The sequence below is a fragment of the Arthrobacter sp. TE12231 genome (assembly GCF_054062895.1).
Window position 1 is genome coordinate 3,076,326 of the sequence record NZ_JBSSFS010000001.1, and the last position, 20,859, is coordinate 3,097,184.

Annotated in this window: 22 protein-coding genes; 6 read left to right on the forward strand and 16 right to left on the reverse strand. The window is 66.7% G+C overall.

Annotated elements, in window-relative coordinates:
• Nucleotides 1–269: 269 nt before the first annotated feature.
• The 5 genes from ACVWYS_RS13805 to ACVWYS_RS13825 form a co-directional block, all read right to left on the reverse strand.
• Nucleotides 270–1,301 (reverse strand): NADP-dependent oxidoreductase, encoded by a 1,032-nt coding sequence (locus ACVWYS_RS13805; protein ID WP_116765980.1) that lies wholly within the window; start codon nt 1,299–1,301, stop codon nt 270–272.
• Nucleotides 1,298–1,729 carry an organic hydroperoxide resistance protein gene (locus ACVWYS_RS13810; RefSeq protein WP_456507254.1) on the reverse strand — a complete coding sequence of 144 codons (432 nt, stop codon included), beginning with the start codon at nt 1,727–1,729 and terminating at the stop codon, nt 1,298–1,300. Before ACVWYS_RS13810 ends, ACVWYS_RS13805 begins: the two co-directional genes overlap by 4 nt.
• Nucleotides 1,730–1,879: 150 nt before the next feature.
• On the reverse strand, nt 1,880–2,344 hold the full coding sequence (locus tag ACVWYS_RS13815) for a MarR family winged helix-turn-helix transcriptional regulator (protein WP_456507255.1): 465 nt from the start codon (nt 2,342–2,344) through the stop codon (nt 1,880–1,882).
• A 253-nt stretch (nt 2,345–2,597) separates the two neighbouring features.
• Nucleotides 2,598–3,797 carry an amidohydrolase gene (locus ACVWYS_RS13820; protein WP_116765977.1) on the reverse strand — a complete coding sequence of 400 codons (1,200 nt, stop codon included), beginning with the start codon at nt 3,795–3,797 and terminating at the stop codon, nt 2,598–2,600.
• 95 nt (nt 3,798–3,892) lie between these two features.
• Nucleotides 3,893–5,026, reverse strand: a complete 1,134-nt coding sequence (locus ACVWYS_RS13825) for a mannose-1-phosphate guanylyltransferase (protein WP_116765976.1) — start codon at nt 5,024–5,026, stop codon at nt 3,893–3,895.
• Between the two features lie 291 nt (nt 5,027–5,317).
• Between ACVWYS_RS13825 and sdhC the strand changes: the two genes are divergently transcribed.
• The 5 genes from sdhC (at nt 5,318) to ACVWYS_RS13850 (ending at nt 9,801) form a co-directional block, all read left to right on the forward strand.
• Nucleotides 5,318–5,698, forward strand: a complete 381-nt coding sequence (gene sdhC / locus ACVWYS_RS13830) for a succinate dehydrogenase, cytochrome b556 subunit (protein WP_091250876.1) — start codon at nt 5,318–5,320, stop codon at nt 5,696–5,698.
• 3 nt (nt 5,699–5,701) lie between these two features.
• Nucleotides 5,702–6,166, forward strand: a complete 465-nt coding sequence (locus ACVWYS_RS13835; RefSeq protein ID WP_456507256.1) for a succinate dehydrogenase hydrophobic membrane anchor subunit — start codon at nt 5,702–5,704, stop codon at nt 6,164–6,166.
• Nucleotides 6,167–6,355: 189 nt separating this feature from the next.
• Nucleotides 6,356–8,155 (forward strand): succinate dehydrogenase flavoprotein subunit, encoded by a 1,800-nt coding sequence (gene sdhA, locus ACVWYS_RS13840; RefSeq protein WP_344364279.1) that lies wholly within the window; start codon nt 6,356–6,358, stop codon nt 8,153–8,155.
• Between the two features lies 1 nt (nt 8,156).
• Nucleotides 8,157–8,939, forward strand: coding sequence for a succinate dehydrogenase iron-sulfur subunit (locus ACVWYS_RS13845; RefSeq protein WP_026537821.1), 783 nt, complete (start codon nt 8,157–8,159; stop codon nt 8,937–8,939).
• A 97-nt stretch (nt 8,940–9,036) separates the two neighbouring features.
• Nucleotides 9,037–9,801, forward strand: coding sequence for an alpha/beta hydrolase family protein (locus tag ACVWYS_RS13850; RefSeq protein ID WP_116765974.1), 765 nt, complete (start codon nt 9,037–9,039; stop codon nt 9,799–9,801).
• On the opposite strand, the gene ACVWYS_RS13855 is transcribed toward ACVWYS_RS13850, so the two are convergent.
• The 11 genes from ACVWYS_RS13855 to glyA all read right to left on the reverse strand — a co-directional run bounded on the left by ACVWYS_RS13855 (nt 9,764) and on the right by glyA (nt 19,681).
• Entirely contained in the window at nt 9,764–10,942 is a 1,179-nt protein-coding gene (locus ACVWYS_RS13855; protein WP_456509070.1) for a YihY/virulence factor BrkB family protein, read from the reverse strand. The genes ACVWYS_RS13850 and ACVWYS_RS13855 overlap by 38 nt on opposite strands.
• Nucleotides 10,887–11,501, reverse strand: coding sequence for a 2'-5' RNA ligase family protein (locus ACVWYS_RS13860; RefSeq protein WP_116765972.1), 615 nt, complete (start codon nt 11,499–11,501; stop codon nt 10,887–10,889). Before ACVWYS_RS13860 ends, ACVWYS_RS13855 begins: the two co-directional genes overlap by 56 nt.
• A 4-nt stretch (nt 11,502–11,505) precedes the next feature.
• Nucleotides 11,506–12,612 carry a tryptophan--tRNA ligase gene (trpS, locus tag ACVWYS_RS13865; protein WP_456507258.1) on the reverse strand — a complete coding sequence of 369 codons (1,107 nt, stop codon included), beginning with the start codon at nt 12,610–12,612 and terminating at the stop codon, nt 11,506–11,508.
• Nucleotides 12,613–12,629: 17 nt separating this feature from the next.
• Nucleotides 12,630–13,463 (reverse strand): exodeoxyribonuclease III, encoded by an 834-nt coding sequence (locus ACVWYS_RS13870; protein WP_116765970.1) that lies wholly within the window; start codon nt 13,461–13,463, stop codon nt 12,630–12,632.
• A gap of 10 nt (nt 13,464–13,473) precedes the next feature.
• Nucleotides 13,474–14,037 (reverse strand): hypothetical protein, encoded by a 564-nt coding sequence (locus ACVWYS_RS13875; protein ID WP_116765969.1) that lies wholly within the window; start codon nt 14,035–14,037, stop codon nt 13,474–13,476.
• A gap of 200 nt (nt 14,038–14,237) precedes the next feature.
• Complete coding sequence (locus tag ACVWYS_RS13880) at nt 14,238–14,594, reverse strand: VOC family protein (RefSeq protein ID WP_116765968.1); 357 nt, start codon at nt 14,592–14,594, stop codon at nt 14,238–14,240.
• A 9-nt stretch (nt 14,595–14,603) separates the two neighbouring features.
• The gene (locus ACVWYS_RS13885; RefSeq protein WP_456509904.1) at nt 14,604–15,452 is read right to left on the reverse strand and encodes an ABC transporter permease; all 849 of its coding nucleotides are present in this window, start codon (nt 15,450–15,452) and stop codon (nt 14,604–14,606) included.
• Nucleotides 15,449–16,300 carry an ABC transporter permease gene (locus tag ACVWYS_RS13890; RefSeq protein WP_456507260.1) on the reverse strand — a complete coding sequence of 284 codons (852 nt, stop codon included), beginning with the start codon at nt 16,298–16,300 and terminating at the stop codon, nt 15,449–15,451. The genes ACVWYS_RS13885 and ACVWYS_RS13890 overlap by 4 nt, the downstream gene beginning before the upstream one ends.
• Nucleotides 16,293–17,240 carry an ABC transporter ATP-binding protein gene (locus ACVWYS_RS13895; RefSeq protein WP_456507261.1) on the reverse strand — a complete coding sequence of 316 codons (948 nt, stop codon included), beginning with the start codon at nt 17,238–17,240 and terminating at the stop codon, nt 16,293–16,295. The genes ACVWYS_RS13890 and ACVWYS_RS13895 overlap by 8 nt, the downstream gene beginning before the upstream one ends.
• A 215-nt stretch (nt 17,241–17,455) precedes the next feature.
• Entirely contained in the window at nt 17,456–18,364 is a 909-nt protein-coding gene (locus tag ACVWYS_RS13900; RefSeq protein ID WP_116765965.1) for a bifunctional methylenetetrahydrofolate dehydrogenase/methenyltetrahydrofolate cyclohydrolase, read from the reverse strand.
• An 18-nt stretch (nt 18,365–18,382) separates the two neighbouring features.
• The gene (glyA, locus tag ACVWYS_RS13905; protein WP_456509905.1) at nt 18,383–19,681 is read right to left on the reverse strand and encodes a serine hydroxymethyltransferase; all 1,299 of its coding nucleotides are present in this window, start codon (nt 19,679–19,681) and stop codon (nt 18,383–18,385) included.
• A gap of 313 nt (nt 19,682–19,994) precedes the next feature.
• Here glyA and purU point away from each other — a divergent pair, with 313 nt between their 5' ends.
• Nucleotides 19,995–20,855, forward strand: coding sequence for a formyltetrahydrofolate deformylase (purU, locus tag ACVWYS_RS13910; protein ID WP_091250903.1), 861 nt, complete (start codon nt 19,995–19,997; stop codon nt 20,853–20,855).
• The last annotated feature ends 4 nt before the right edge of the window (nt 20,856–20,859 follow it).

The window sequence follows — 20,859 nt, forward strand, 5'->3', positions numbered from 1 at the left end:
GTTCCGCTGAACTCTGTTTGTCACTGATGGATTCGCAGCACTGCGCCGAGGCGCACTGATGAAGTTACTTTAGTGTCCTGCGACACGTGCACGTAGCAGACTTCACAGCAATTACCCAGATTGTTGAGAACTTGTTACCTAGTAGTAGCCCGAATCTTCCTACCGGCCCCTGCGCGCAGACGCCTCCGGCACCGGTCCCCGCGGGGACCGGTGCCGGAGGCGACGGAGTACAGCGGCGGCTGCCTGTTTGGTGGCGCGCCGACGCCGGACTACAGCCGAACGAGCATCTTGCCGGTGTTGGCGCCGTCCAGCAGGTCCATGAACGCCTGCGGTGCGTTCTCCAGGCCGTCCACCACCGTCTCGTCGTAGCGGACGGTTCCGTCGGCCAGCCAGCCGGACATGGCTTCGACAAACTCGGCCATGTGCTGCCAGTAGCCGCTGACGAGGAAGCCCTTGAGCGTCAGCTGCTTGCCGATCGCCTGCATGAGGTTCCGCGGCGCCGGAGTCGGCTCGGTGGAGTTGTACTGCGAAATGGCGCCGCACATGGCCACCCGGCCGCCGACGGTGAGCGCGGACAGCGCCGCTTCAAGGTGCTCGCCGCCGACGTTGTCGAAGTAGACGTCAATCCCGCGCTCCCCCGCGGCGGCGGCGAGCTGCTCGGCCACAGGGCCGTCGTGGTAGTTGAACGCGGCGTCGAAGCCGAGTTCCAGGAGCCGTGCCACCTTTTCCGGCGAGCCGGCGCTGCCGATCACGCGGGACGCACCCATGGCCTTGGCGATCTGCCCGACGAGGGAGCCGACCGCACCTGCGGCGCCCGAGACGAACACGACCTCGCCGGGTTTGAATTCGGCGACCTTCAGCAGACCCGCGTAGGCCGTCAGGCCGGTCATGCCGAGGGCGCCGAGGAACGCGGAGGCGGGGGCCAGGTCCGTGCGCGCCGGGGTGGTGGCCGCGGCGTCGAGGACGGCGTATTCGCGCCAGCCGAGGCTGTGCACGACGGTATCGCCGACGGCGCGCCCTTCGGCCCGGGACGCGATGATTTCACCGACTGCGCCGCCGTCGAGGGCGGCATCCAGGGCGAACGGCGCGGAGTAGGACTTGACGTCGTTCATGCGGCCGCGCATGTACGGGTCCACCGAGATGTAGAGGTTGCGGACCAGGACCTGGCCGTCCTGCAGTTCGGGCAGCGGCGATTCGGCGAGGCGGAAGTTCGCCGGGACGGGACGGCCGTGCGGACGGGACGCCAGCTGGATCTCGCGGGTGGTGACGGGAAGGGTGGGAGTTTCGGTGTGGGTGCTCATGCGGCTACCTCCAGGATTTTGATGTCGACAGTGATGTTGCCGCGGGTGGCGTTGGAGTAGGGGCAGACCTCGTGGGCCTTGGCCACGAGGGCCTCAGCGGTTTCCCGGTCCACGGCGGGCAGGGCGATCTCGAGTTCGGCGGCGATGCCGTAGCCGGCGCCGCCGTCGAGGGTGCCGAGGTGGATCCTCGCGGCGACGGCGGAATCGGTCAGGTCTGCTTTCTGCTGGCGGCCGACGAGGCGCAGCGCCGAGTGGAAGCAGGCCGCGTAACCGGCGGCGAAGAGCTGCTCGGGATTGGTGCCCTCGCCGCTGCCGCCGAGTTCGACCGGGCTGGCCAGGGCCACGTTGAGTTTGCCGTCCTTGGTGACGGCGGTGCCGTCGCGGCCTTCGCCGGAGGCCAGGGCCTCGGCTGTGTAAAGGGTTTTCATGGGGTTTCCGTTCTGTCGGCGGGACAAAGTGGTTGAGACAAAAGGGCTCCAGCGGGGAACTCGCCGGAAGCTAGCGGAGTCGCCGTGGACTTCCGGCGAGACGGCACGCCACCGGCGATTTCGACGTCGGACGCGTCTGCCGGGGTGAGCTCAGTGGGAGGCCTGGAGTGCACTGGCCAGCCGGCCCAGGGTTTCGCGCAGCTGGTCGAGTTCGGTCGGCGTGAGGCCGGCGGCGTCGGCGAGCCGTTGCGGGATGCCACTGGCTTTGGCGCTTAGCGCAGCTCCGGCGTCGGTCAGGAAGATCTCCACGCGGCGCTCGTCTTCGGTGGACCGGCGGCGCCGGACGAGGCCGAGGGCTTCGAGCCGCTTGAGCAGCGGCGAGAGTGTCCCGGAGTCGAGCCCGAGCTCCTCCCCCAGTTCACGGACGCTGCGCGGCTCCGCTTCCCACAGCACCAGCATGGCGAGGTACTGCGGGTAGGTCAGGCCGAGCTCCTCCAGCATGGGCCGGTAGGCGGCCGTGGCGGCGCGGGAGGCCGAGTACATGGCAAAGCACACCTGCCGATTCAGGCGGAGCGCTTCGGGCCCGTGCGGGCGGGCCCCTTCTGGCGTGGTCATAGCTTTAGCCTACTCCACAATTCAGTTGCGCACAATTCAATTGTGCACAACTGAATTGTGGAGACTCCAACCGTGCCGCCGATCAGCGATGGGACATCGATGCCAATACCGGCGTCGCCGAATTTCCCCATGTTCGCCGGGCGCCGACGCCGTGTCGGCCCGAACGTCAGGCGCGTCCCGGCGTCGTGCCGCCAGAGGTGGGGAAACCCCCGCACGGCGGGCACCGCGGAGGTCCGGACCGAGCGGGGCCGGGTTAGAGGTCGCGGATGGTGCGCAGGGCCGCCGCCGTGAGCACCTGGATGCCGAGGCCGAGGGCCCGCTCATCGAGAATGTAGTCGCCGCGGTGGAGGTCGTACTCTTCCCCGCCGGGGGTCTTGGTGCCGAGGCGCATCATGGCGCCGGGGGTCTCGGCCAGGAACCAGGCAAAGTCCTCCCCGCCCATGGACTGCGGGGTCAGGACGACGGCGCCCTCGCCGATTTCGGCGCGGGCGGCGGCCTCGATCAGCGCGGTCTCGTGCTCGGAGTTGACCACCGGCGGCACGCCGCGGGTGTGCTCAAGGTGGACGTCGACGCCGTACGGCTCGGCGATCTGCCGGACGACCTCGTCGAGCAGCTCACCGGCATCGTGCCAGGCGTCACGGTCCAGGCACCGCATGGTGCCGGCCATGTAGCCGCTGCCCGGGATGGCGTTCGGGGCCGAGCCTGCCGAGATCTGTCCCCAGACCACCGATACGCCGCTGCGGACATCGACGCGGCGGGACAGGACGGCGGGAACGTTGACCGCGATCTGCGCGAGGGCGAAGACCAGTTCCTCGGTCAGGTGCGGGCGCGAGGTGTGCCCGCCGCGGCCGGAGAGTTCAATCTTGATGGTGTCCGAAGCGGAGGTGATGGCCCCGATCCGGGTGCCGATCTTGCCGACCTCGATCCGGGGATCGCAGTGCAGCGCAAGAATGCGCGGCACGCCCTCGAGTACACCCTGTTCGATGCACGAGGTGGCGCCGCCGGGCATCGTCTCCTCGGCAGGCTGGAAGATGATCCGGACGGTGCCGCGCAGCGGGGACTGCTCATGCATGCGCTGCAGGACCAGGGCGATGCCGAGCATGGTGGTGGTGTGGACGTCGTGGCCGCAGGCGTGGGTCACACCGTGGTTCTTCGACGCGAACTCAAGGCCCGTTTCCTCGATGATCGGCAGGGCGTCAATGTCACCGCGCAGCGCCGTGGCGATGGGCCCCTGTCCGACGTCGACCGTCAGGCCGGTTCCCTCAAGGCGCCGGGGCTTGAGGCCGGCTTCCTCGAGCCGCTTCGCGAGCTTGTCGGTGGTGCGGAATTCCTTGAACGACAGCTCGGGGTGCGCATGGAGGTCGCGGCGGAAAGCGATCAGCTCCGGCAGGAGGGGCTCCAGCCACGGCCCCACGAGAGTCGTGGGCTCAGCTTCAGTAGAGTAGTTGCGCACGGAACAACTCTATCCAGCCGACAACGAATAGCGGCATCGCGTACGGCGCGTTACGGTTTGCTGAACGCGGGATGGCCGAAAAGCCGCCCGCACGCCTACAGGACGTCGGTGTCGCCCTTGGCCTTGATGGCGTCCACTGCCTGCTTGACCCGCTGCGAGTGTTCCTTCGTGGTGACCAGCAGAGCGTCCGGGGTGTCCACGATCACGACGTCCTTGATGCCGATGAGGGCGATCACCCGCTTGGTATCGGAGACCACCACACCGCTGGCGTTCTCGGTGAAAACGCGTGCGCCTTCACCCAGCACCGTGACTTCGTCGACTTCCTTGGCGCTGTTGAGCCGGCCCACGGAGGCAAAGTCCCCGACGTCGTCCCAGCGGAACGTTCCGGGCACCACGGCGACGTCGCCCGCGGCCGCGGCCGGTTCGGCGACCGCATAGTCAATGGCGATCTTGGGCAGGGTGGGCCAGACCCGGGCAGTGACGGCGTCGCGCTCCGGGGTGTCCCAGGCCTTGGCGATTTCCTGCAGTCCGGCGAAGAGCTCGGGCTGGTTGGCTTCGAGGTGCTTGAGCATCAGCGAGACCGGCGCAACGAACATTCCGGCGTTCCAGACGTATTCGCCGCTGTCAACGTACTGCTGGGCCACTTCCTCGCTGGGCTTCTCTACGAACTCCACCACGGACTGCGCGCTGGGGGCGTCGGGGATGTTGAGGTTCGCGCCGGAGCGGATGTAGCCGAATCCGGTGGACGGGTGGGTGGGCTTGATGCCGATGGTGACGATCTTCCCCGCAGCCGCGGTGTAGACGGCCTCGCGGACGGCATCCTGGAAGAGCGCGTCTGGGCTGATGACCTGGTCCGCGGCGAACGAGCCCATGATGGTGTCCGGATCCCGCTCATGGAGGATGGCCGCGGCGAGGCCGATGGCCGCGCCGGAGTCCTTGGGCTCGCTTTCCAGGACGAGGTCGGCTTCCAGGACCTCAGGCAGCTGGCGGCAGACGGCGGCCCGGTGGGCGGCACCGGTCACCACCAGCACGTGCTTGCCGGCGACGGGCTGGAGGCGGTCGTAGGTCGCGCGCAGCAAAGTGCTGCCCGAACCGGTCAGGTCATGGAGGAACTTGGGGGCCGCTGCCCGTGACAGGGGCCAAAGACGGGTCCCCACCCCGCCCGCCGGAATGACCGCAATAAAACGGTCCAGCGGTGAATCCTGGCTTGTCACTTTGTCTGTAGTCATCACCGCTACTTTAGCCGACGGCGGCCACATCACCCCCGAACGGGAAGGAATCCCGCCCCCGCGGCCCCCGCAGTCGGGGCCGCGGTCACGGCCGCAGCCGCAGCCGAATGTGGCGTTCGTCTCAAAAGAGACGAAAAACCGCGCCGGGGCTTGTCAACAACCTGTCCCTAAATTGAATAAGCTGTGAGCGAAGCCTAGATTTAGGCTTGAGCTTACGAGTGCTCTCGCAGCAGGCGTTCCCCCCGCGTGGATCCCATGCCAGCGCCGCTGTGTTGCAGGGAGGTTTATTCAGTGCCGACAAAACCAGCTGGCACCTTGTACCGCGGCCGTGAAGGCATGTGGTCCTGGGTTGGACACCGCATTACCGGTGTAGTGATTTTCTTCTTCTTGTTGGTCCACGTGCTGGACACCTCATTGGTGCGTGTGTCCCCCGAGGCCTACACCGCCGTGATTGGCGCCTACAAGAACCCCCTCATGGCCCTGGGTGAAACGGGCCTTGTCGCAGCGATCGTGTTCCACGCCTTCAACGGCCTGCGGATTATCGCCGTCGACTTCTGGAAGAAGGGTGCCAAGTACCAGCGTCAGATGCTCTGGACGGTCCTGGGCCTCTGGGTTGTTGTCATGGCCGGCTTCGCGATCCGCCACCTGTCCCTCGCCCTTGGAGGTCACTAAGCCATGACTGCAACCATTCAGAGTCCGCGCAGCGGAAAGATCCAGCCCAAGTACCGCCGCGGCGGTGGGTCCAAGGGCAACTTCGAGATGCTCGCGTGGCTTTTCATGCGGCTCTCCGGCGTCGTGCTGGTGGTGCTGATCTTCGGTCACCTGACCGTCAACCTGCTGGTCGGCGAGGGCATCCACGCGATCGACTTCGGCTTTGTGGCCGGCAAGTGGGCCGACCCGTTCTGGCAGTTCTGGGACTTGGCCATGCTGTGGCTCGCCATGCTGCACGGCACCAACGGTGTCCGCACGATCATCAATGACTACGCCGAGAGGGACGCCACGCGTCTCTGGCTGAAGATCGTGCTCTACGCGGCCACCACCGTCATCATCATCCTGGGCACCCTGGTCATCTTCACGTTCGACCCGTGCCCCGTGGTCCATGGCGTCCAGCTTCCCGGCGGATTCTGCCCCGCACCTTAGGGGCGCAGCCGCCACGGCTCAGCCATAACAGCGGAGCCGCCGCGGATCGCTGCCCCCGCGGGCAGGGACGGTCCGTCACGGCAACTGATCTTGCCTGCCGAGCGCAGGCGCAGATTGCACGAGACTTCACCGGACAGGCGCGAACCTGCCGGTAGGTTATAGCGAATTTTGAGAGAAAGAGCGTCTGGTATGCAGGTCCATAAGTACGACGTCGTGATCGTCGGTGCCGGTGGCGCCGGGATGCGCGCGGCGATCGAATCAGGTCAGCGCGCCCGAACAGCAGTATTGACCAAGCTCTACCCCACGCGGTCCCACACCGGCGCGGCGCAGGGCGGCATGTGTGCGGCCCTGGCCAACGTCGAGGAAGACAACTGGGAGTGGCACACCTTCGACACCATCAAGGGCGGCGACTACCTGGTTGACCAGGACGCCGCCGAGGTCATGGCGAAGGAAGCGATCGACGCCGTCCTGGACCTGGAGAAGATGGGCCTGCCGTTCAACCGCACGCCCGAGGGCCGCATTGACCAGCGCCGTTTCGGCGGCCACACCCGCGACCACGGCAAGGCACCGGTCCGCCGCGCGTGCTACGCCGCGGACCGCACCGGACACATGATCCTGCAGACCCTGTACCAAAACTGCGTCAAGCACAACGTTGAGTTCTACAACGAGTACTACGTGCTGGACCTGCTGACCGTCGAGGAAGACGCGGTCCGCGAGGACGGCACCCCGTACAAGCAGAAGCGCGTTGCCGGCGTCGTGTCCTACGACCTCGCCTCCGGCGAACTGCACGTCTTCCAGGCCAAGTCCGTGGTGTTCGCCTCCGGCGGCGCCGGCAAGGTCTTCAAGACCACGTCCAACGCCCACACCCTCACCGGTGACGGCATGGGCATCGCGTTCCGCCGGGGCATCCCGCTGGAGGACATGGAGTTCTTCCAGTTCCACCCGACAGGCCTTGCCGGGCTGGGCATCCTGCTCTCCGAGGCCGCCCGCGGCGAAGGCGCCATCCTGCGCAACTCCGAGGGCGAACGTTTCATGGAGCGTTACGCGCCCACCATCAAGGACCTCGCCCCGCGCGACATCGTGGCCCGTTCCATGGCCAACGAAGTCCGCGAGGGACGCGGCTGCGGCCCGAACAAGGACTACGTCCTGTTGGACCTGACGCACCTTGAGCCCGCGCACATCGACGCCAAGCTGCCGGACATCACCGAGTTCGCCCGCACCTACCTGGGTGTGGAGCCGTACACGGAGCCGGTCCCGGTGTTCCCGACGGCGCACTACGCCATGGGCGGCATCCCCACGAACATCAGCGCCGAGGTCCTCCAGGACAACGACACCGTGGTTCCGGGCCTCTACGCCGCCGGCGAGGTCGCCTGCGTCTCCGTCCACGGCTCCAACCGCCTGGGCACCAACTCGCTGCTGGACATCAACGTGTTCGGCAAGCGCGCCGGCATCGCCGCCGCCGAATACGCCAAGACCGCGGACTTCGTGGAGCTCCCGGCCGATCCGGAGGCGTACACGCTGAACCTGCTGGACCACGTCCGCACCTCAAACGGCACCGAGAAGGTCGCTGCGATCCGCAAGGAACTGCAGGACACCATGGATGCCAACATGCAGGTGTTCCGCACCGCCGATACCCTGAACCAGGTCCTGAAGGACATCGCGTCCTTCGAGGAGCGGTACCAGCGCATCAGCGTCCAGGACAAGGGCAAGCGCTTCAACCTGGACCTGCTCGAGGCCGTGGAACTGGGCTTCCTGCTGGAGCTTGCCAAAGTCATGACCGTGGCGGCCCTGCACCGCGAGGAGTCCCGCGGCGGACACTTCCGTGAGGACTTCCCCGAGCGCGACGACGAAAAATTCATGAAGCACTCCATGGCGTACAAGGATGAGCATGCTCCGGCGGATGGTTCTGCCGAGGCTATTGCCGGCATCCGGCTTGCCACCAAACCGGTGGTCTTTACGCGCTACGAGCCGATGGTGAGGAAGTACTAAGATGAGCGCTGAACTCGCTGAGCCAGCATCCAAGATCGAACTGCCCGCCGGCGTCGGCGGGGGCGGGGAAATCCCGTCCTTTGACGTCACGCTGCGCGTGCGCCGCTACAACCCCGAGGTCTCCGAGGACGCCACGTGGGATGACTTCAAGGTCACCATGTACGGCACGGACCGCGTGCTGGACGCCCTGCACAAGATCAAGTGGGAGATGGACGGCAGCGTCTCCTTCCGCCGCTCCTGCGCCCACGGTGTCTGCGGCTCCGATGCCATGCGCATCAACGGCCGCAACCGCCTCGCCTGCAAGACCCTGCTGAAGGACCTGGACACGTCCAAGCCCATCACGGTCGAGCCGATCAAGGGCCTGCCGGTGGAGAAGGACCTGATCGTGGACATGGAGCCCTTCTTCCAGTCCTTCCGCGAAGTCATGCCCTTCCTGATCAACCGCGGCCACGAGCCCACCAAGGAACGCCTGCAGTCAGCCGAGGACCGCGAGCGGTTCGACGACACCACCAAGTGCATCCTGTGCGCCGCGTGCACCTCGTCCTGCCCGGTGTTCTGGACCGACGGCCAGTACTTCGGCCCGGCGGCCATCGTCAACGCACACCGCTTCATCTTCGATTCCCGCGATGACGCCGGCGACATGCGCCTGGAGATCCTCAACGACAAGGAAGGCGTGTGGCGCTGCCGCACCACCTTCAACTGCACCGAAGCGTGCCCGCGCGGCATCCAGGTGACTCAGGCCATCGCCGAGGTCAAGCAGGCCATCCTGTCCCGCAAGGTCTAGCGACTCCTCCAGAACCACGAGAAACAGACGACGGCGCCTCTCACCTTATGGGTGGGGGCGCCGTCGTCGTCTTCGCGCTCACACGAAAGGGGACACCGTGTCCCGTTCAGAAAAAGTCTCGTTCCAGGGTTCCACCGGCGAACTGCTCTCCGGCGTCGTGGACCTGCCCGAAGGCCCGGTGAAGGGCTGGGGCGTGTTCTCGCACGGCTTCACCCTGGGCAAGGACAGCCCCTCGGCGTCGCGGATGTGCAAGGCCCTGGCGGACAACGGCGTGGGCATGCTCCGGTTCGACAACCTGGGGCTCGGCGAGTCGGCGGGGATGTGGTCGGAGGGCTCGTTCAGCCACAAGGTGGCCGACACCGTCAAGGCCGCCGAGTTCATGCGGGACTCGGGTCGGCGGGTGTCGTTGCTGGTGGGACATTCGTTCGGCGGCGCTGCCGTCCTGTCCGCGGCACGGCAGATTCCGGAGCTCAAAGCTGTTGCCACGGTGGGCGCCCCGTTCTCGCCCAAGCACGTGGCCCACGTCTTTGACGCGGCGCTGGACCGGATCCTGGAGGAGGGAAGCGCCGAGGTGGATCTTGGCGGCAAGCGTGTGGAGATCCGGCGTCACTTCGTCGAGGATCTGGAAAACGCGGACCTGACGGACTGCATCCGGCAGCTGCACAAGCCGCTCATGGTGCTGCACTCCCCTACCGACAACACGGTGGGGATCGAAAACGCCAGCACCATCTTCCGGACGGCACGCCACCCGCGCAGCTTCGTCTCGCTGGAGGGCAGCGACCACCTCCTGACGGGTAAGGGGCAGGCGGCGCGTGCCGCGAAGATTATTTCGGCGTGGGCCGACCAGTACCTCGACGCCTGAACACGGCGGGCAGTGCCCTGCGGCGTGCCCGCGGCTCAGCCGGCGACTCCACCGGTGTTTTGCCGGGCTGGACCCGCCGGGCGCCCCACCCGGTGGTCGTCGAGACGGGCTGCGATTTAAGGTCTTCCTCCCGGATCGCCACCCACGCGGCGCAGAACACGTAAACCTGGCTGACCAGGTTGAACCAGATCAGCAGGCCGATGATGATGGCGAAAGGCGCCAGAATCGGGTTCTTCCCGGCACTGGCCAGCAGCTGGGTGCTGAAGATCTGCAGCACGGTGGCGCCTACCGCGGCGAGGGTGGTCCCCTCGAGCAGTGAGCGGCGGGCCGGTTTCAGCCCCGCGGCCACCCGGTACATGATCAGGGCGGTGCCCCAGCCGAGCAGCAGCGGCACGAGGATTGTGATGGACGTCGTCAAAGGCCCGGCCACTACCGGGTCCAGGCCCAGTTGCTGGGCCACCCAGCCAGCCGCCGTGCCGAAGATCAGGGAGACTGCCGAGCTGACCACCAGGGCCACGCCCATCAGGAGCAGCGTGCCGACGTCCTTGAGTATCTGCAGGATCGGATTCATCACCAGCGGGCCGAGCCGCATCATGCCCCGCACGCCGTCGCGGATGCCGCTGATCCAGCCCAGGGAGGTGAATACCGTGACGATGGCGGCAATCCCGGCGGCCCAGCCGAGGCTGGCGGGGTTCAGCAGCTGGTAGGGATCAACCAGCCCCGCGCTGCCGTCGACCTGCAACAGGCCGGGCGCGGCGGCGTCCACGCTCCTGATGATCGTGTCCAGCAGAGCCGGATGTCCGCTGAGGACGAGGCCGGCAATGGAGAATCCGGTGGCCAACAGACCCGTGACGGAGAAAAACATCCGGAACCCGATGCCGGCACTCAACAACGGGCCGCGCTGGCGGAGGTAGTGCGTGTAGGCCCGCACGGGCAGCAGCGCGTTGACCTTGGCCAGCAGCCACGCCACCATCGCCATGAGCGAAGCCATCCATCCGCCGCCGGAGCGTCGTACCCGGCCCCAGTCGACCCTTTTCCGGATCACTTCCAGCTTCAGCCCGGCCAGGTCGGTGGGAAGCGGCGGCTTAGCGGGCGTCTGCGGTGCCGTCCTGGCCTCTGTCGTCGTCGAGTTTGGTCCCAAAGTCAAGCTCTTCCCGTAGCTGCCAGATGCCGTTGTCATCGTGCTCGTAAAGTCCCATGCTAGCCACCGGGAACGTGGCCGAGTAATCCTTCAGGACCGTTTCGGCCTCATCGAGGCTTTCCGGGGCGACGTCGTGGGCCACGGTCACGTGCGGGTGGTAGTCGAAGGGCAACTCCCGTTCCAGGGGACCGGACTGCAGCTGACGGTGCAGGTTCACGCATTCGCCGAAGCCGTCCTCCACGTTCAGGAAGACCACCGGGGACACCGGGCGGAAAGACCCGGTCCCCGCGATGGTCACCGTGAACGGCTCCTGCCGGCGGGCCACGTCCCGGACATGGGCGCAGGTCGCGTCCCAGTCCTGCGTCATGGTGGTGGTGACCAGCGTGATGTGGGCCGGGACGACGGAGGCCATCGGGTCCCCGAAGGACGCCCGCCAGCGCTGAAGCTCCTCGGCGATGTCCGCCGGGAACCTCAGGATCACGCCGATGCTAATGCCTTCGCTGCGTGCCTGCCCGTTTGACGTTGCGGCTTTCGCGGTGACTTTGCTGACGGAGGACATTGACCTAGCGGACTCCGTGAGCGCCGGCGTACGGCAGGAAACCCACCTTGGAGTAGACGTCGCGCAGGGTGACCGAGGCGATCTCGCGGGCCTTGTCCGCGCCGAGGGCCAGCAGCCGGTCCAGCTCCGCGGGATCGTCCAACAGCTCATTGGCGCGGTTCCGGATCGGCGTCAGGTGCTCGGTGACCACCTCGGCGAGGTCCACCTTGAGGTGACCGTACATCTTGCCCTCATAGGCGCCGACCAGGGCGTCAACGGTTTGCCCGGTGATCGCCGAATAGATGGTCAGGAGGTTGGACACGCCCGGCTTGGCCTCGCGGTCGAACCGGATTTCGGTCTCCGCGTCCGTCACGGCCGACTTGATCCGTTTGGCGGTGACCTTGGGATCGTCGAGCAGGTTGATCAGGCCTGCAGGCGACTCCGCCGACTTGGACATCTTGGCGGTGGGGTGCTGCAGATCGTAGATCTTCGCGGATTCCTTCTGGATGAAGGGCTGCGGCACCGTGAACGTCTGGCCGAAGCGGGTGTTGAACCGCTGGGCGAGGTCACGGCTCAGTTCGACGTGCTGGCGCTGGTCCTCGCCCACGGGGACACCGTGCGGCTGGTACAGCAGGATGTCCGCGGCCTGGAGGATGGGGTAGGTGAACAGGCCGACGCTGGCCTGGTCTGAGCCCTGTTTGTGGGCCTTGTCCTTGAACTGGGTCATCCGGGACGCCTCGCCGAAACCCGTGATGCAGTTCAGGACCCACGCCAGCTGGGCGTGCTCCGGCACCTGGGACTGGACGAACAGCGTGCACTTGTCCACGTCCACGCCGCCGGCAATGTACTGCGCGGCCGTGACCCGGGTGCGGTGGGCCAGCTCGGCGGGGTCCTGCGGAACGGTGATCGCATGGAGGTCCGGGATGAAGAAGACGGCGTCGTACTCATCCTGCATCCGGACCCAGTTCACGAGGGCTCCGAGGTAGTTGCCCAGGTGCAGGGAGTCCGCGGAGGGCTGCATGCCCGAGAGGATGCGGTGCCGGGCCCCGGTGGTAGCCGGAGCGGGTTTGCCGGCGGCTGTCTCAGGGTCAGGAGCGACGCCGGCGTCGGTCACAGTGGAAGTAGAGGTCATTCGTGGAAGCCTTAAAACTAGAGCCGGTAGTCCACTACCAGCGGGGCGTGGTCGGAGAAGCGTGTGTCCCAGGACGATGCCCGGTCAACAACGGCTGACACTGCGGCAGCAGCGAGAGCGGGCGTGGCCATGTGGTAGTCGATGCGCCAGCCGGTGTCGTTGTCGAAGGCCTGGCCCCGTTGCGACCACCAAGTGTAGGGGCCGTCGACGTTACCCGCCAGGCCCCTGTGAACATCCTTCCAGCCGATTTCCTCGCCGAAGAAGCGGTCAAAATACGCCCTCTCCTCCGGCAGGAAGCCTGCACGTTTGACGTTGCCCTTCCAGTTCTTGATGTCCAGCTCTGTGTGGCCGACGTTGAGGTCACCGACGACGAGGGCGTGGTCGCTGTGCTTGGTGAGTTCGGGCAGTCGCTTGATCATGACGTCAAGGAAACGGAACTTGTCATCCTGCTTGGGCGTGCCGGCCTCGCCCGAGTGCACGTACGCGCTCACGACGGTCAGCTGCGATGCCTCGCCCTCCGCGTTGCGGACGGTGTAGTCGGCTTCGACCCAGCGTCCGGTGGTGGCAAAGTAGTCATCCCCGATGCCCACGCGGGTGGCAAGCGGCTCTTCGCGCGAAGCGATGGCGACGCCGGCCCGGCCTTTGGCCTCGGCCTCGGCGTGCAGGATGAACCAGCCCTCGCCGAGCAGCTCCTGGACGATCGCATCGGGCGCGCGGACCTCCTGGAGGCACAGAATGTCCACTTCGCGCGGTTCAAGCCATTCCGCCATGCCCTTCTTATAGGCGGCACGCAGGCCGTTGACGTTGACTGATGCGATGCGAAGGTGGTCCTTCTTCAATGCCGAGCTCACCCGATCCACTCTAGTCGATGATGGTTCCGCTGACGGGTTCGTCGCCGCCGGCCGAGGATTTGATCATGTCCCGTGCGTTGGTCGAGGTGATCTCGATGGTCTCCAGGGCCCGGCGGATCGTGTCCTGGTCCGCGGCCTCGCCCTTGGCACGTTCCTGTTCGACGACGCGCACCTGAACCTGGACGATCTTGAAGGAGTGGTCGAGCTTCATGTCGCGTACGCTCTCCGCAGGGAGCCCTTCACTGACCACGCGGGTGCCGCCATGGTCCACGCTGCTGGCGGTCGGCGCCCGCCCGGTGGCGGCGTTGAAGGCGTTCTGGGCCTCGTCGAGCCTGGCCGCGGCCCGCTTGGCGGCCCGCTGGATGCTGAACACCACGAACGAGGCCAGCGCCAGCCAGGCGCCGGCGATGATCGCCACGACCCAGCCCACGACGTCGTTCTGGTTGGCCGCGAAGATCACGGCGACCGTGAACGCGATGATGAAGACCAGCATCCCCGGTCCGCTGATGCGGAACGTGGAGAACCGGCCCGTGGCCGTGGTGGACGAGGACGCGGGGCTACCCAGAGATTGCATGAGCCTATTATCGCAAACGGGGCAGGCCGCCCGCGGCGCTTCCACCCCGGGCGAACGCCGCCCCCGCCGCGGAGATAGGCGAAGCGGCCCCGGAGAGGCGCCCCGCACGGCGCGGCTGAGGCCACGCGGCTCAGTTCAGGCGGTTCAGGCCGCGCGGCCCAGTTCAGGCGGTTCAGGCCACGCAGCCCACTTCAGGCGACTCAGGAAAGAACCAGGCAGAACGGGTGGCCGCTGGGGTCGGTGTAGACCCGGAAGGATTCCCCGCCGCCTGCCAGGCGCGCAGCGCCGAGCCGGATGACTTCGGCCTCGCCGGCGTCGAGGTCGGTGACTTTCACATCCACGTGCATCTGCTGCGGGTGCTCGGCGTCGGGCCACTGCGGCCGGACCAGCCTGTCCACGCGCTGGAAGGCGACGGCGGGACGGTCGGCGGCGTCGCCGATCGAAATCCAGTCCGGGTCCTCCTGCACCCGGATCATGCCCAGCAGCTCCTGGTAGAAGCCTGCGAGCGTGTCCGGGTTCTCGCAGTCGATGACGAGTGCGTGCCATTGTCCGATCATGGGATCTCCTTAGGTGAGGAACAGCCGGCGCAGGCGGCCCGTGGTGAGCGTGACGCCGAGGGCGATCATGACGAGGTAGTAGCCGACGTGCACGGCGGTGGCCGGGGTGAACACGCCCACACTGATCTGGCGCAGCAGTTCCACGCCGTGCCACAGCGGCATGGCCTGGATGAGCCACTGGATGTACTGCGGGTAGACGCTGACCGGGTAGAACGTGGCGCTGAACAGGAACATCGGCAGCATCACGAAATTGATCCAGTCCATCTGCTGGAACGTCTTCATGAAGCTCGTGACCCCCATGCCGAAGCTCGCGAAGCCGAAGGCAATCAGCACCGAGGCCGGGATCATGAGGATGGCCCATGGCGTGGTGATGAGGCCCATCACGCCCATCACGGCGGTGAAGCCGGTGGCGTACATGAACCCGCGCAGGAGGGCCAGGAAGATCTCGCCCATGGCGACATCCAGCGGCCCCAGCGAGGTGTAGAGCATGCCTTGGTACAGCTTGGCGAAGTTCATCTTGAAGAAGACGTTCCAAGTGGAGTCGTAGACGGCGCCGTTCATGGCGGACACTGCCAAGAGTGCCGGCGCAATGTACGCGGCGTAGCTGATCTCCTGCCCGCCGGGGCCCTGGACGGACCCCACGATTGCGCCCAGGCCCACACCCATGGAGATCAGGTACAGCACGGGTTCGAAGAACCCGGAGACCATGACCATCCAGTTGCTGCTCTTGGTGGCCATGAGCCCGCGGGCGACGACGGCGCGGACGTTGCGGGAGTACATGGGCCCGAAACGCCGGCGGCGTGCGGCGTCCGTGACGCTGTGGTCCCCCGCATTGAAACTTCCGGTAAGAACGCTCATGAGGCCATCCTTTTGGCGAACTGGCGCTTGGACAGGACCCAGCCGGCGGCCGCGAGGCCCAGCAGGAAGACCAGGTGGACGATCGTGAGCCACGGCTCTTCCTCGTAGCCGTAGCTGACCACGCGGCCAAGTTCGGTGCCGTGCCAGATCGGCGAGATCCAGCCGATCCAGCGGACGCCGAGCGGAAGCGTGTCCAGCGGGAAGAACGTGCCGGAGAACAGGAACAGCGGCATGACGATGAACCGCATGACCATGGCGAACTGGCCTCTGTCATTCCGGATCGTCGCCGCGTAGGACATAAGCGGCAGCCCGAAGGACAGGCCGGCGAGCGTGGCGATGAGGATGGACACCCAGGCCCAGGTGCCGGGTGCGGCCCCGAACAGGGCGACGACGGCGAAGTAGAGGGCCGACTGCAGCAGGAAGCGGACGGTGACGGCGATGACCTGGCCCCCGGCGATCTGCTCCGGCGTCAGCGGCGAGGCGTGCGGGCCGTAGTAAACGCGCCGCCACTTGAAGCCGTCCATCACCGGAAAGGTGAACTCGTTGGCGGCCGTCATGACGGCGGCCGAGATCAGCAGGGCGGGCGCGATGAACGTCAGGTAGCTGACGCCGCCGAAGGCGCCGGCGCCGTTGGCCTCGACCAGTGTGGCCAGGCCGACGCCCATCGCGAACAGATAGGCCACCGGCTGCCCCACGCCGTACATGACGATGGTCCAGCCGTAGCCCTTCATGACACGCAGGACCTGTTCGGCGTAGTAGAAGGCGCCCCAGCGGCGGGCACGGGCGGCCGAGACTTCCGGCGAGTGGGCGCGGAGGGCGGGCGTCGCCGTCGTCGTTGGCTTAGTCAACGAGGCTCCTGCCGGTCAGGCGCAGGAAGACGTCTTCCAGCGAAGAGCGGCGGACCAGCGAGGTGACCGGCCGGAGTCCCCGGGCGGTGACCTGTTCCAGGGCGGCCTCGCCGTCATGGGCGTAGATGAGCACCCGGTCCGGCAGGGTCTCCAGGCGTTCGCCGATGCCTTCGAGCTCCGCGCCGACGCTCGCGTTGCGGTCCGAGCCGAAGCGCAGTTCGAGCACCTCCCGCGTGGAGTAGTCGCGGATCAGGCTGGCCGGAGAGCCCTCGGCCATGATCTTGCCCTTGTCCACCACGATCAGGCGGTCGCACAGCTGCTCGGCCTCATCCATGTAGTGGGTCGTGAGGATCAGGGTGACGCCCTGTTCCTTGAGCCGGAACAGCCGGTCCCAGAGGATGTGCCGCGCCTGCGGGTCCAGGCCGGTGGTCGGCTCGTCCAGCAGCAGGATCCGGGGTTCGTTGATGAGGGAGCGGGCGATCGTCAGGCGCCGCTTCATGCCGCCGGACAGGGCGTCCACCTTGGCGTTGGCCTTGTCCGTGAGCTGGGCGAATTCCAGCAGCTCGTCGGCTTTGCGCCTGAGGTAGCTCATGGGAAGGCCGAAGTAGCGGCCGTAGACCAGCAGGTTGTCCCGGACTTTCAATTCCTCGTCCAGGTTGTCCTGTTGCGGGACGACGCCCAGGTGGGCGCGGACTTCCGGACCGTGCTGCTCGGGGTCCAGGCCCATGATGCTCAGGCTGCCGGAGGTGCGCTGGGAGACCCCGCCGATCATCTTCATCGTGGTGGACTTCCCGGCGCCGTTGGGGCCCAGCAGGCCGAAGGCTTCCCCGGCGGGGACGCGGAAGGAGATGCCGTCGACGGCGGTGACCTCGCCGTAGCGTTTGGTGAGGTTTTCGGCGGTGATGACGTACTGCGGAGCGGCATCAGAGGGGCTGCTCACGGGGGATTCTTTCGAGACAAGTTCGGACACCCGCACCACGGTAGTGGATCCCCGCAAAGTATGAAAGAGTCTTTTCGTAAAAACTCCTGACGTATTCGTTCTGTTATGCGTCCCGGCGGGCAGGTGCGGCGTTCCGCCCGATTCAAGCCCCCGCTCTTAAAGCCACAGGGCACCTGCTTCGCGGGAAGCAGGTGCCCTGTCATCAGCTCGGATTCCTAGGCGAGCCCGGCGTGGCTTTTCGATGCCAGTTGGCGCTCGGCGGTTTCCACCACGTTGGCCAGGAGCATGGCGCGGGTCATGGGCCCCACTCCCCCCGGGTTCGGCGAGAGCCAGGCGGCGACGTCGGCCGCGGCGGGGTCAACGTCTCCCGTAACCACGGCCTTGCCGGTGCCGTCGTCCACGCGGCTGACGCCGACGTCGAGCACGATCGCCCCGGGCTTAAGGTCCCCGGCCTTGATCATGTGCGGCTGGCCGGCGGCGGCAATCACGACGTCGGCCTGGCGGAGTTCGGCCGGCAGGTCCACCGTGCCCGTGTGGGCCAGGATGACCGTGGCGTTGACGTCCTTGCGGGTCAGCAGGAGTCCCACCGGGCGGCCGATGGTGACGCCGCGGCCGACCACGAGGACGCGCTTGCCGTTGAGGCTGATGCCGTGCCGGGTCAGCAGTTCCACGCAGCCCTTGGGAGTGCAGGGCAACGGGGACTTCATGGGTCCGCTGACGTTGGCCACGAGCCGGCCCAGGTTCATCGGGTGCAGGCCGTCGGCGTCCTTCTCAGGGTCCATGGCCTCCAGGATGACGTCCTGGTCGATGTGCTTGGGCAGCGGCAGCTGGACGATGTAACCGGTGCACTCCGGGTTCTCGTTGAGCTCGCGGACCACGGCCAGGAGTTCATCCTGCGTGGTTTCCTCGGGCAGGTCGCGGCGGATGGACGTGATGCCCACCTCGGCGCAGTCCTTGTGCTTGCCGCCGACATACCAGGTGCTGCCGGGATCGGAGCCGACCAGGATGGTGCCCAGTCCGGGGGTGACGCCCATGGCTTTGAGTGCGGCCACGCGTTCTTTCAGCTCAGCCTTGATGGCAGCGGCGGTAGCCTTGCCGTCAAGGATCTGGGCGGTTTCAGCCATTTTTGCAGAAGTCATCGATTACCACTGCTCGTGCTGGGGGTACAGCGGGAAATCGGCGGCCAGCTTGTCCACGCGGGCCTGCAGGGCCTCGATATCCGTGGCCGCGCCGGACTTCAGCGCCGTGGCGATGATGTCGGCGACCTCGGTGAATTCCTCGGCGCCAAAGCCGCGGGTGGCCAGGGCCGGGGTGCCGATGCGCAGACCGGAGGTGACCATCGGCGGGCGGGGGTCGAACGGCACGGCGTTGCGGTTGACGGTGATGCCCACGGAGTGCAGGAGGTCCTCGGCCTGCTGGCCGTCCAGCTGGGAGTTGCGCAGGTCCACCAGGACCAGGTGCACGTCGGTGCCGCCGGTCAGGACCGAGACGCCGGCGTCGGCGACGTCGGTCTGGCCGAGGCGTTCGGCGATGATCTTGGCGCCTTCGAGGACGCGCTCCTGGCGTTCCTTGAATTCCTCGGTACCGGCGATCTTGAAGGCCACTGCCTTCGCGGCGATCACATGCATGAGCGGGCCGCCCTGCTGGCCGGGGAACACGGCGGAGTTGAGCTTCTTGGCCCATTCCTGCTTGGCCAGGATGACGCCGGAGCGCGGGCCGGCGAGGGTCTTGTGCACGGTGGAGGTGACGACGTCCGAGTGCGGGACCGGGCTCGGGTGCAGCCCGGCGGCCACGAGGCCGGCGAAGTGCGCCATGTCGGTCCAGAGCAGGGCGCCGACCTCGTCGGCGATCGAGCGGAACGCGGCGAAATCAAGGTGCCGCGGGTAGGCGGACCAGCCGGCGATAATGACCTGGGGCTTTTCGGCGATGGCCTGCTCGCGCAGCTTGTCCATGTCGATCCGGAAGTTGTCTTCCTCGACCTGGTAGGCGGCAACCTCGTAGAGCTTGCCGGAGAAGTTCAGCTTCATGCCGTGGGTGAGGTGACCGCCGTGGGCCAGGGAGAGGCCCAGGATCTTGTCACCGGGGGTGATCATGGCGGCGAGCGCGGCGGCGTTGGCCTGCGCACCCGAGTGCGGCTGGACGTTGGCGTATTCGGCGCCGAAGAGCTCCTTGACGCGGTCGATCGCCAGCTGCTCGGCGACGTCGACGTATTCACAGCCGCCGTAGTAGCGGCGTCCCGGGTAGCCCTCGGCGTACTTGTTGGTCAGGACGGAACCCTGGGCTTCCATCACGGCGCGCGGGGCGAAGTTCTCGGAGGCGATCATTTCCAGGGTGCCGCGCTGGCGGCCAAGCTCCTGGGCCAGAACGGCGGCGATTTCCGGGTCGAGTTCGGCCAGCGGCTGGTTGCTCACGGCGGCTGAGGTGGCGGTAGTAGTAGTCACGAGGAACTCCTGGTAGGCAACGGGTACGGCTAATGGTCAGGCTACCGGCTGGCCCGTTGCACCGCCCCTTGATGACGGACCCCTGGACAGCGGGACGCGACGTCGGCGATTGGCACCCTGAACGGGCGCCGGCAACGGCCTGACAGCGGTGAAGCTGCCAACCGGTAAGACATGACCCTCGGCCCAGGCGTACGATCCGTGGTCTTCGTGAGTGCCGCTCCCTGATGGTTAGCCATCCAACGCCAGTTGCGACGGGTTAACACTACCAAAACGCTTACAAAACTGCCCCTGAAGCGCGGGTAGGCTGTTCTTCGTGACTGACGAGAACCTGACTGCTTCCTACATCCTGACTCTGTCCTGCCCTGACCGGCCCGGCATCGTGCACGCCGTCGCCGGAGCCCTCCTCGTGGCGGGCTGCAATATTACGGACTCCCAGCAGTACGGCAGCCACGGCACGGGCACCTTCTTCATGCGGGTGGAGGCGACGACGGCCGCCGAGCGGGCCGAGCTGCAGGCGGCACTGGAGCCCGTGGCCCAGGCTTTCGGCATGCAGTGGAGCCTGAACCCGGCCGGCCGGAAGGTCCGCACCCTGCTGATGGCCAGCACCTCGGCCCACTGCCTGAACGACCTGCTGTTCCTGCAGCGCTCCGGCACCCTGCCGATCGACATTCCGGCCATTGTCTCCAACCACCGGGACCTTGAGGGCCTGGCGGAGTTCTACGGCATCCCCTTCCACTACATCCCCGTCACGCCGGACACCAAGGTCCAGGCCGAGGACGCCCTTCGTCTCCTGATGAAGGAGCACGACATCGAGCTCACCGTCCTGGCCCGGTACATGCAGATCATCTCCGACGAGCTTTGCAGCGAACTCACGGGCAAGGCGATCAACATCCACCACTCATTCCTGCCCTCTTTCAAGGGTGCCAAGCCCTACCACCAGGCGCACGCCCGCGGCGTGAAGCTCATCGGGGCCACGGCACACTACGTCACGGCAGCCCTGGATGAGGGACCGATCATCGAGCAGGAAGTCATCCGCGTGGACCACCGGCGCACCGCCGAGCAGTTCGTCCAGATGGGCCGCGACGTGGAGGGCCGCACCCTGGCCCAGGCCGTGCAGTGGCATGCCGAGCACCGCGTCCTGCTCGACGGCAACCGGACGGTTGTCTTTAACTGATTCC

Excerpts from the sequence above, each read along its gene's own strand:
- ACVWYS_RS13880 (WP_116765968.1), bottom strand. The coding sequence starts at position 14,594 with ATGATCGGACAATGGCACGCACTCGTCATCGACTGCGAGAACCCGGAC.
- ACVWYS_RS13835 (WP_456507256.1), top strand. The coding sequence starts at position 5,702 with ATGACTGCAACCATTCAGAGTCCGCGCAGCGGAAAGATCCAGCCCAAG.
- trpS (WP_456507258.1), bottom strand. The coding sequence starts at position 12,612 with ATGACCTCTACTTCCACTGTGACCGACGCCGGCGTCGCTCCTGACCCT.
- ACVWYS_RS13900 (WP_116765965.1), bottom strand. The coding sequence starts at position 18,364 with ATGGCTGAAACCGCCCAGATCCTTGACGGCAAGGCTACCGCCGCTGCC.
- ACVWYS_RS13810 (WP_456507254.1), bottom strand. The coding sequence starts at position 1,729 with ATGAAAACCCTTTACACAGCCGAGGCCCTGGCCTCCGGCGAAGGCCGC.
- ACVWYS_RS13815 (WP_456507255.1), bottom strand. The coding sequence starts at position 2,344 with ATGACCACGCCAGAAGGGGCCCGCCCGCACGGGCCCGAAGCGCTCCGC.
- sdhA (WP_344364279.1), top strand. The coding sequence starts at position 6,356 with ATGCAGGTCCATAAGTACGACGTCGTGATCGTCGGTGCCGGTGGCGCC.
- ACVWYS_RS13825 (WP_116765976.1), bottom strand. The coding sequence starts at position 5,026 with ATGACTACAGACAAAGTGACAAGCCAGGATTCACCGCTGGACCGTTTT.
- ACVWYS_RS13805 (WP_116765980.1), bottom strand. The coding sequence starts at position 1,301 with ATGAGCACCCACACCGAAACTCCCACCCTTCCCGTCACCACCCGCGAG.
- ACVWYS_RS13875 (WP_116765969.1), bottom strand. The coding sequence starts at position 14,037 with ATGCAATCTCTGGGTAGCCCCGCGTCCTCGTCCACCACGGCCACGGGC.
- ACVWYS_RS13885 (WP_456509904.1), bottom strand. The coding sequence starts at position 15,452 with ATGAGCGTTCTTACCGGAAGTTTCAATGCGGGGGACCACAGCGTCACG.
- ACVWYS_RS13845 (WP_026537821.1), top strand. The coding sequence starts at position 8,157 with ATGAGCGCTGAACTCGCTGAGCCAGCATCCAAGATCGAACTGCCCGCC.
- ACVWYS_RS13860 (WP_116765972.1), bottom strand. The coding sequence starts at position 11,501 with ATGTCCTCCGTCAGCAAAGTCACCGCGAAAGCCGCAACGTCAAACGGG.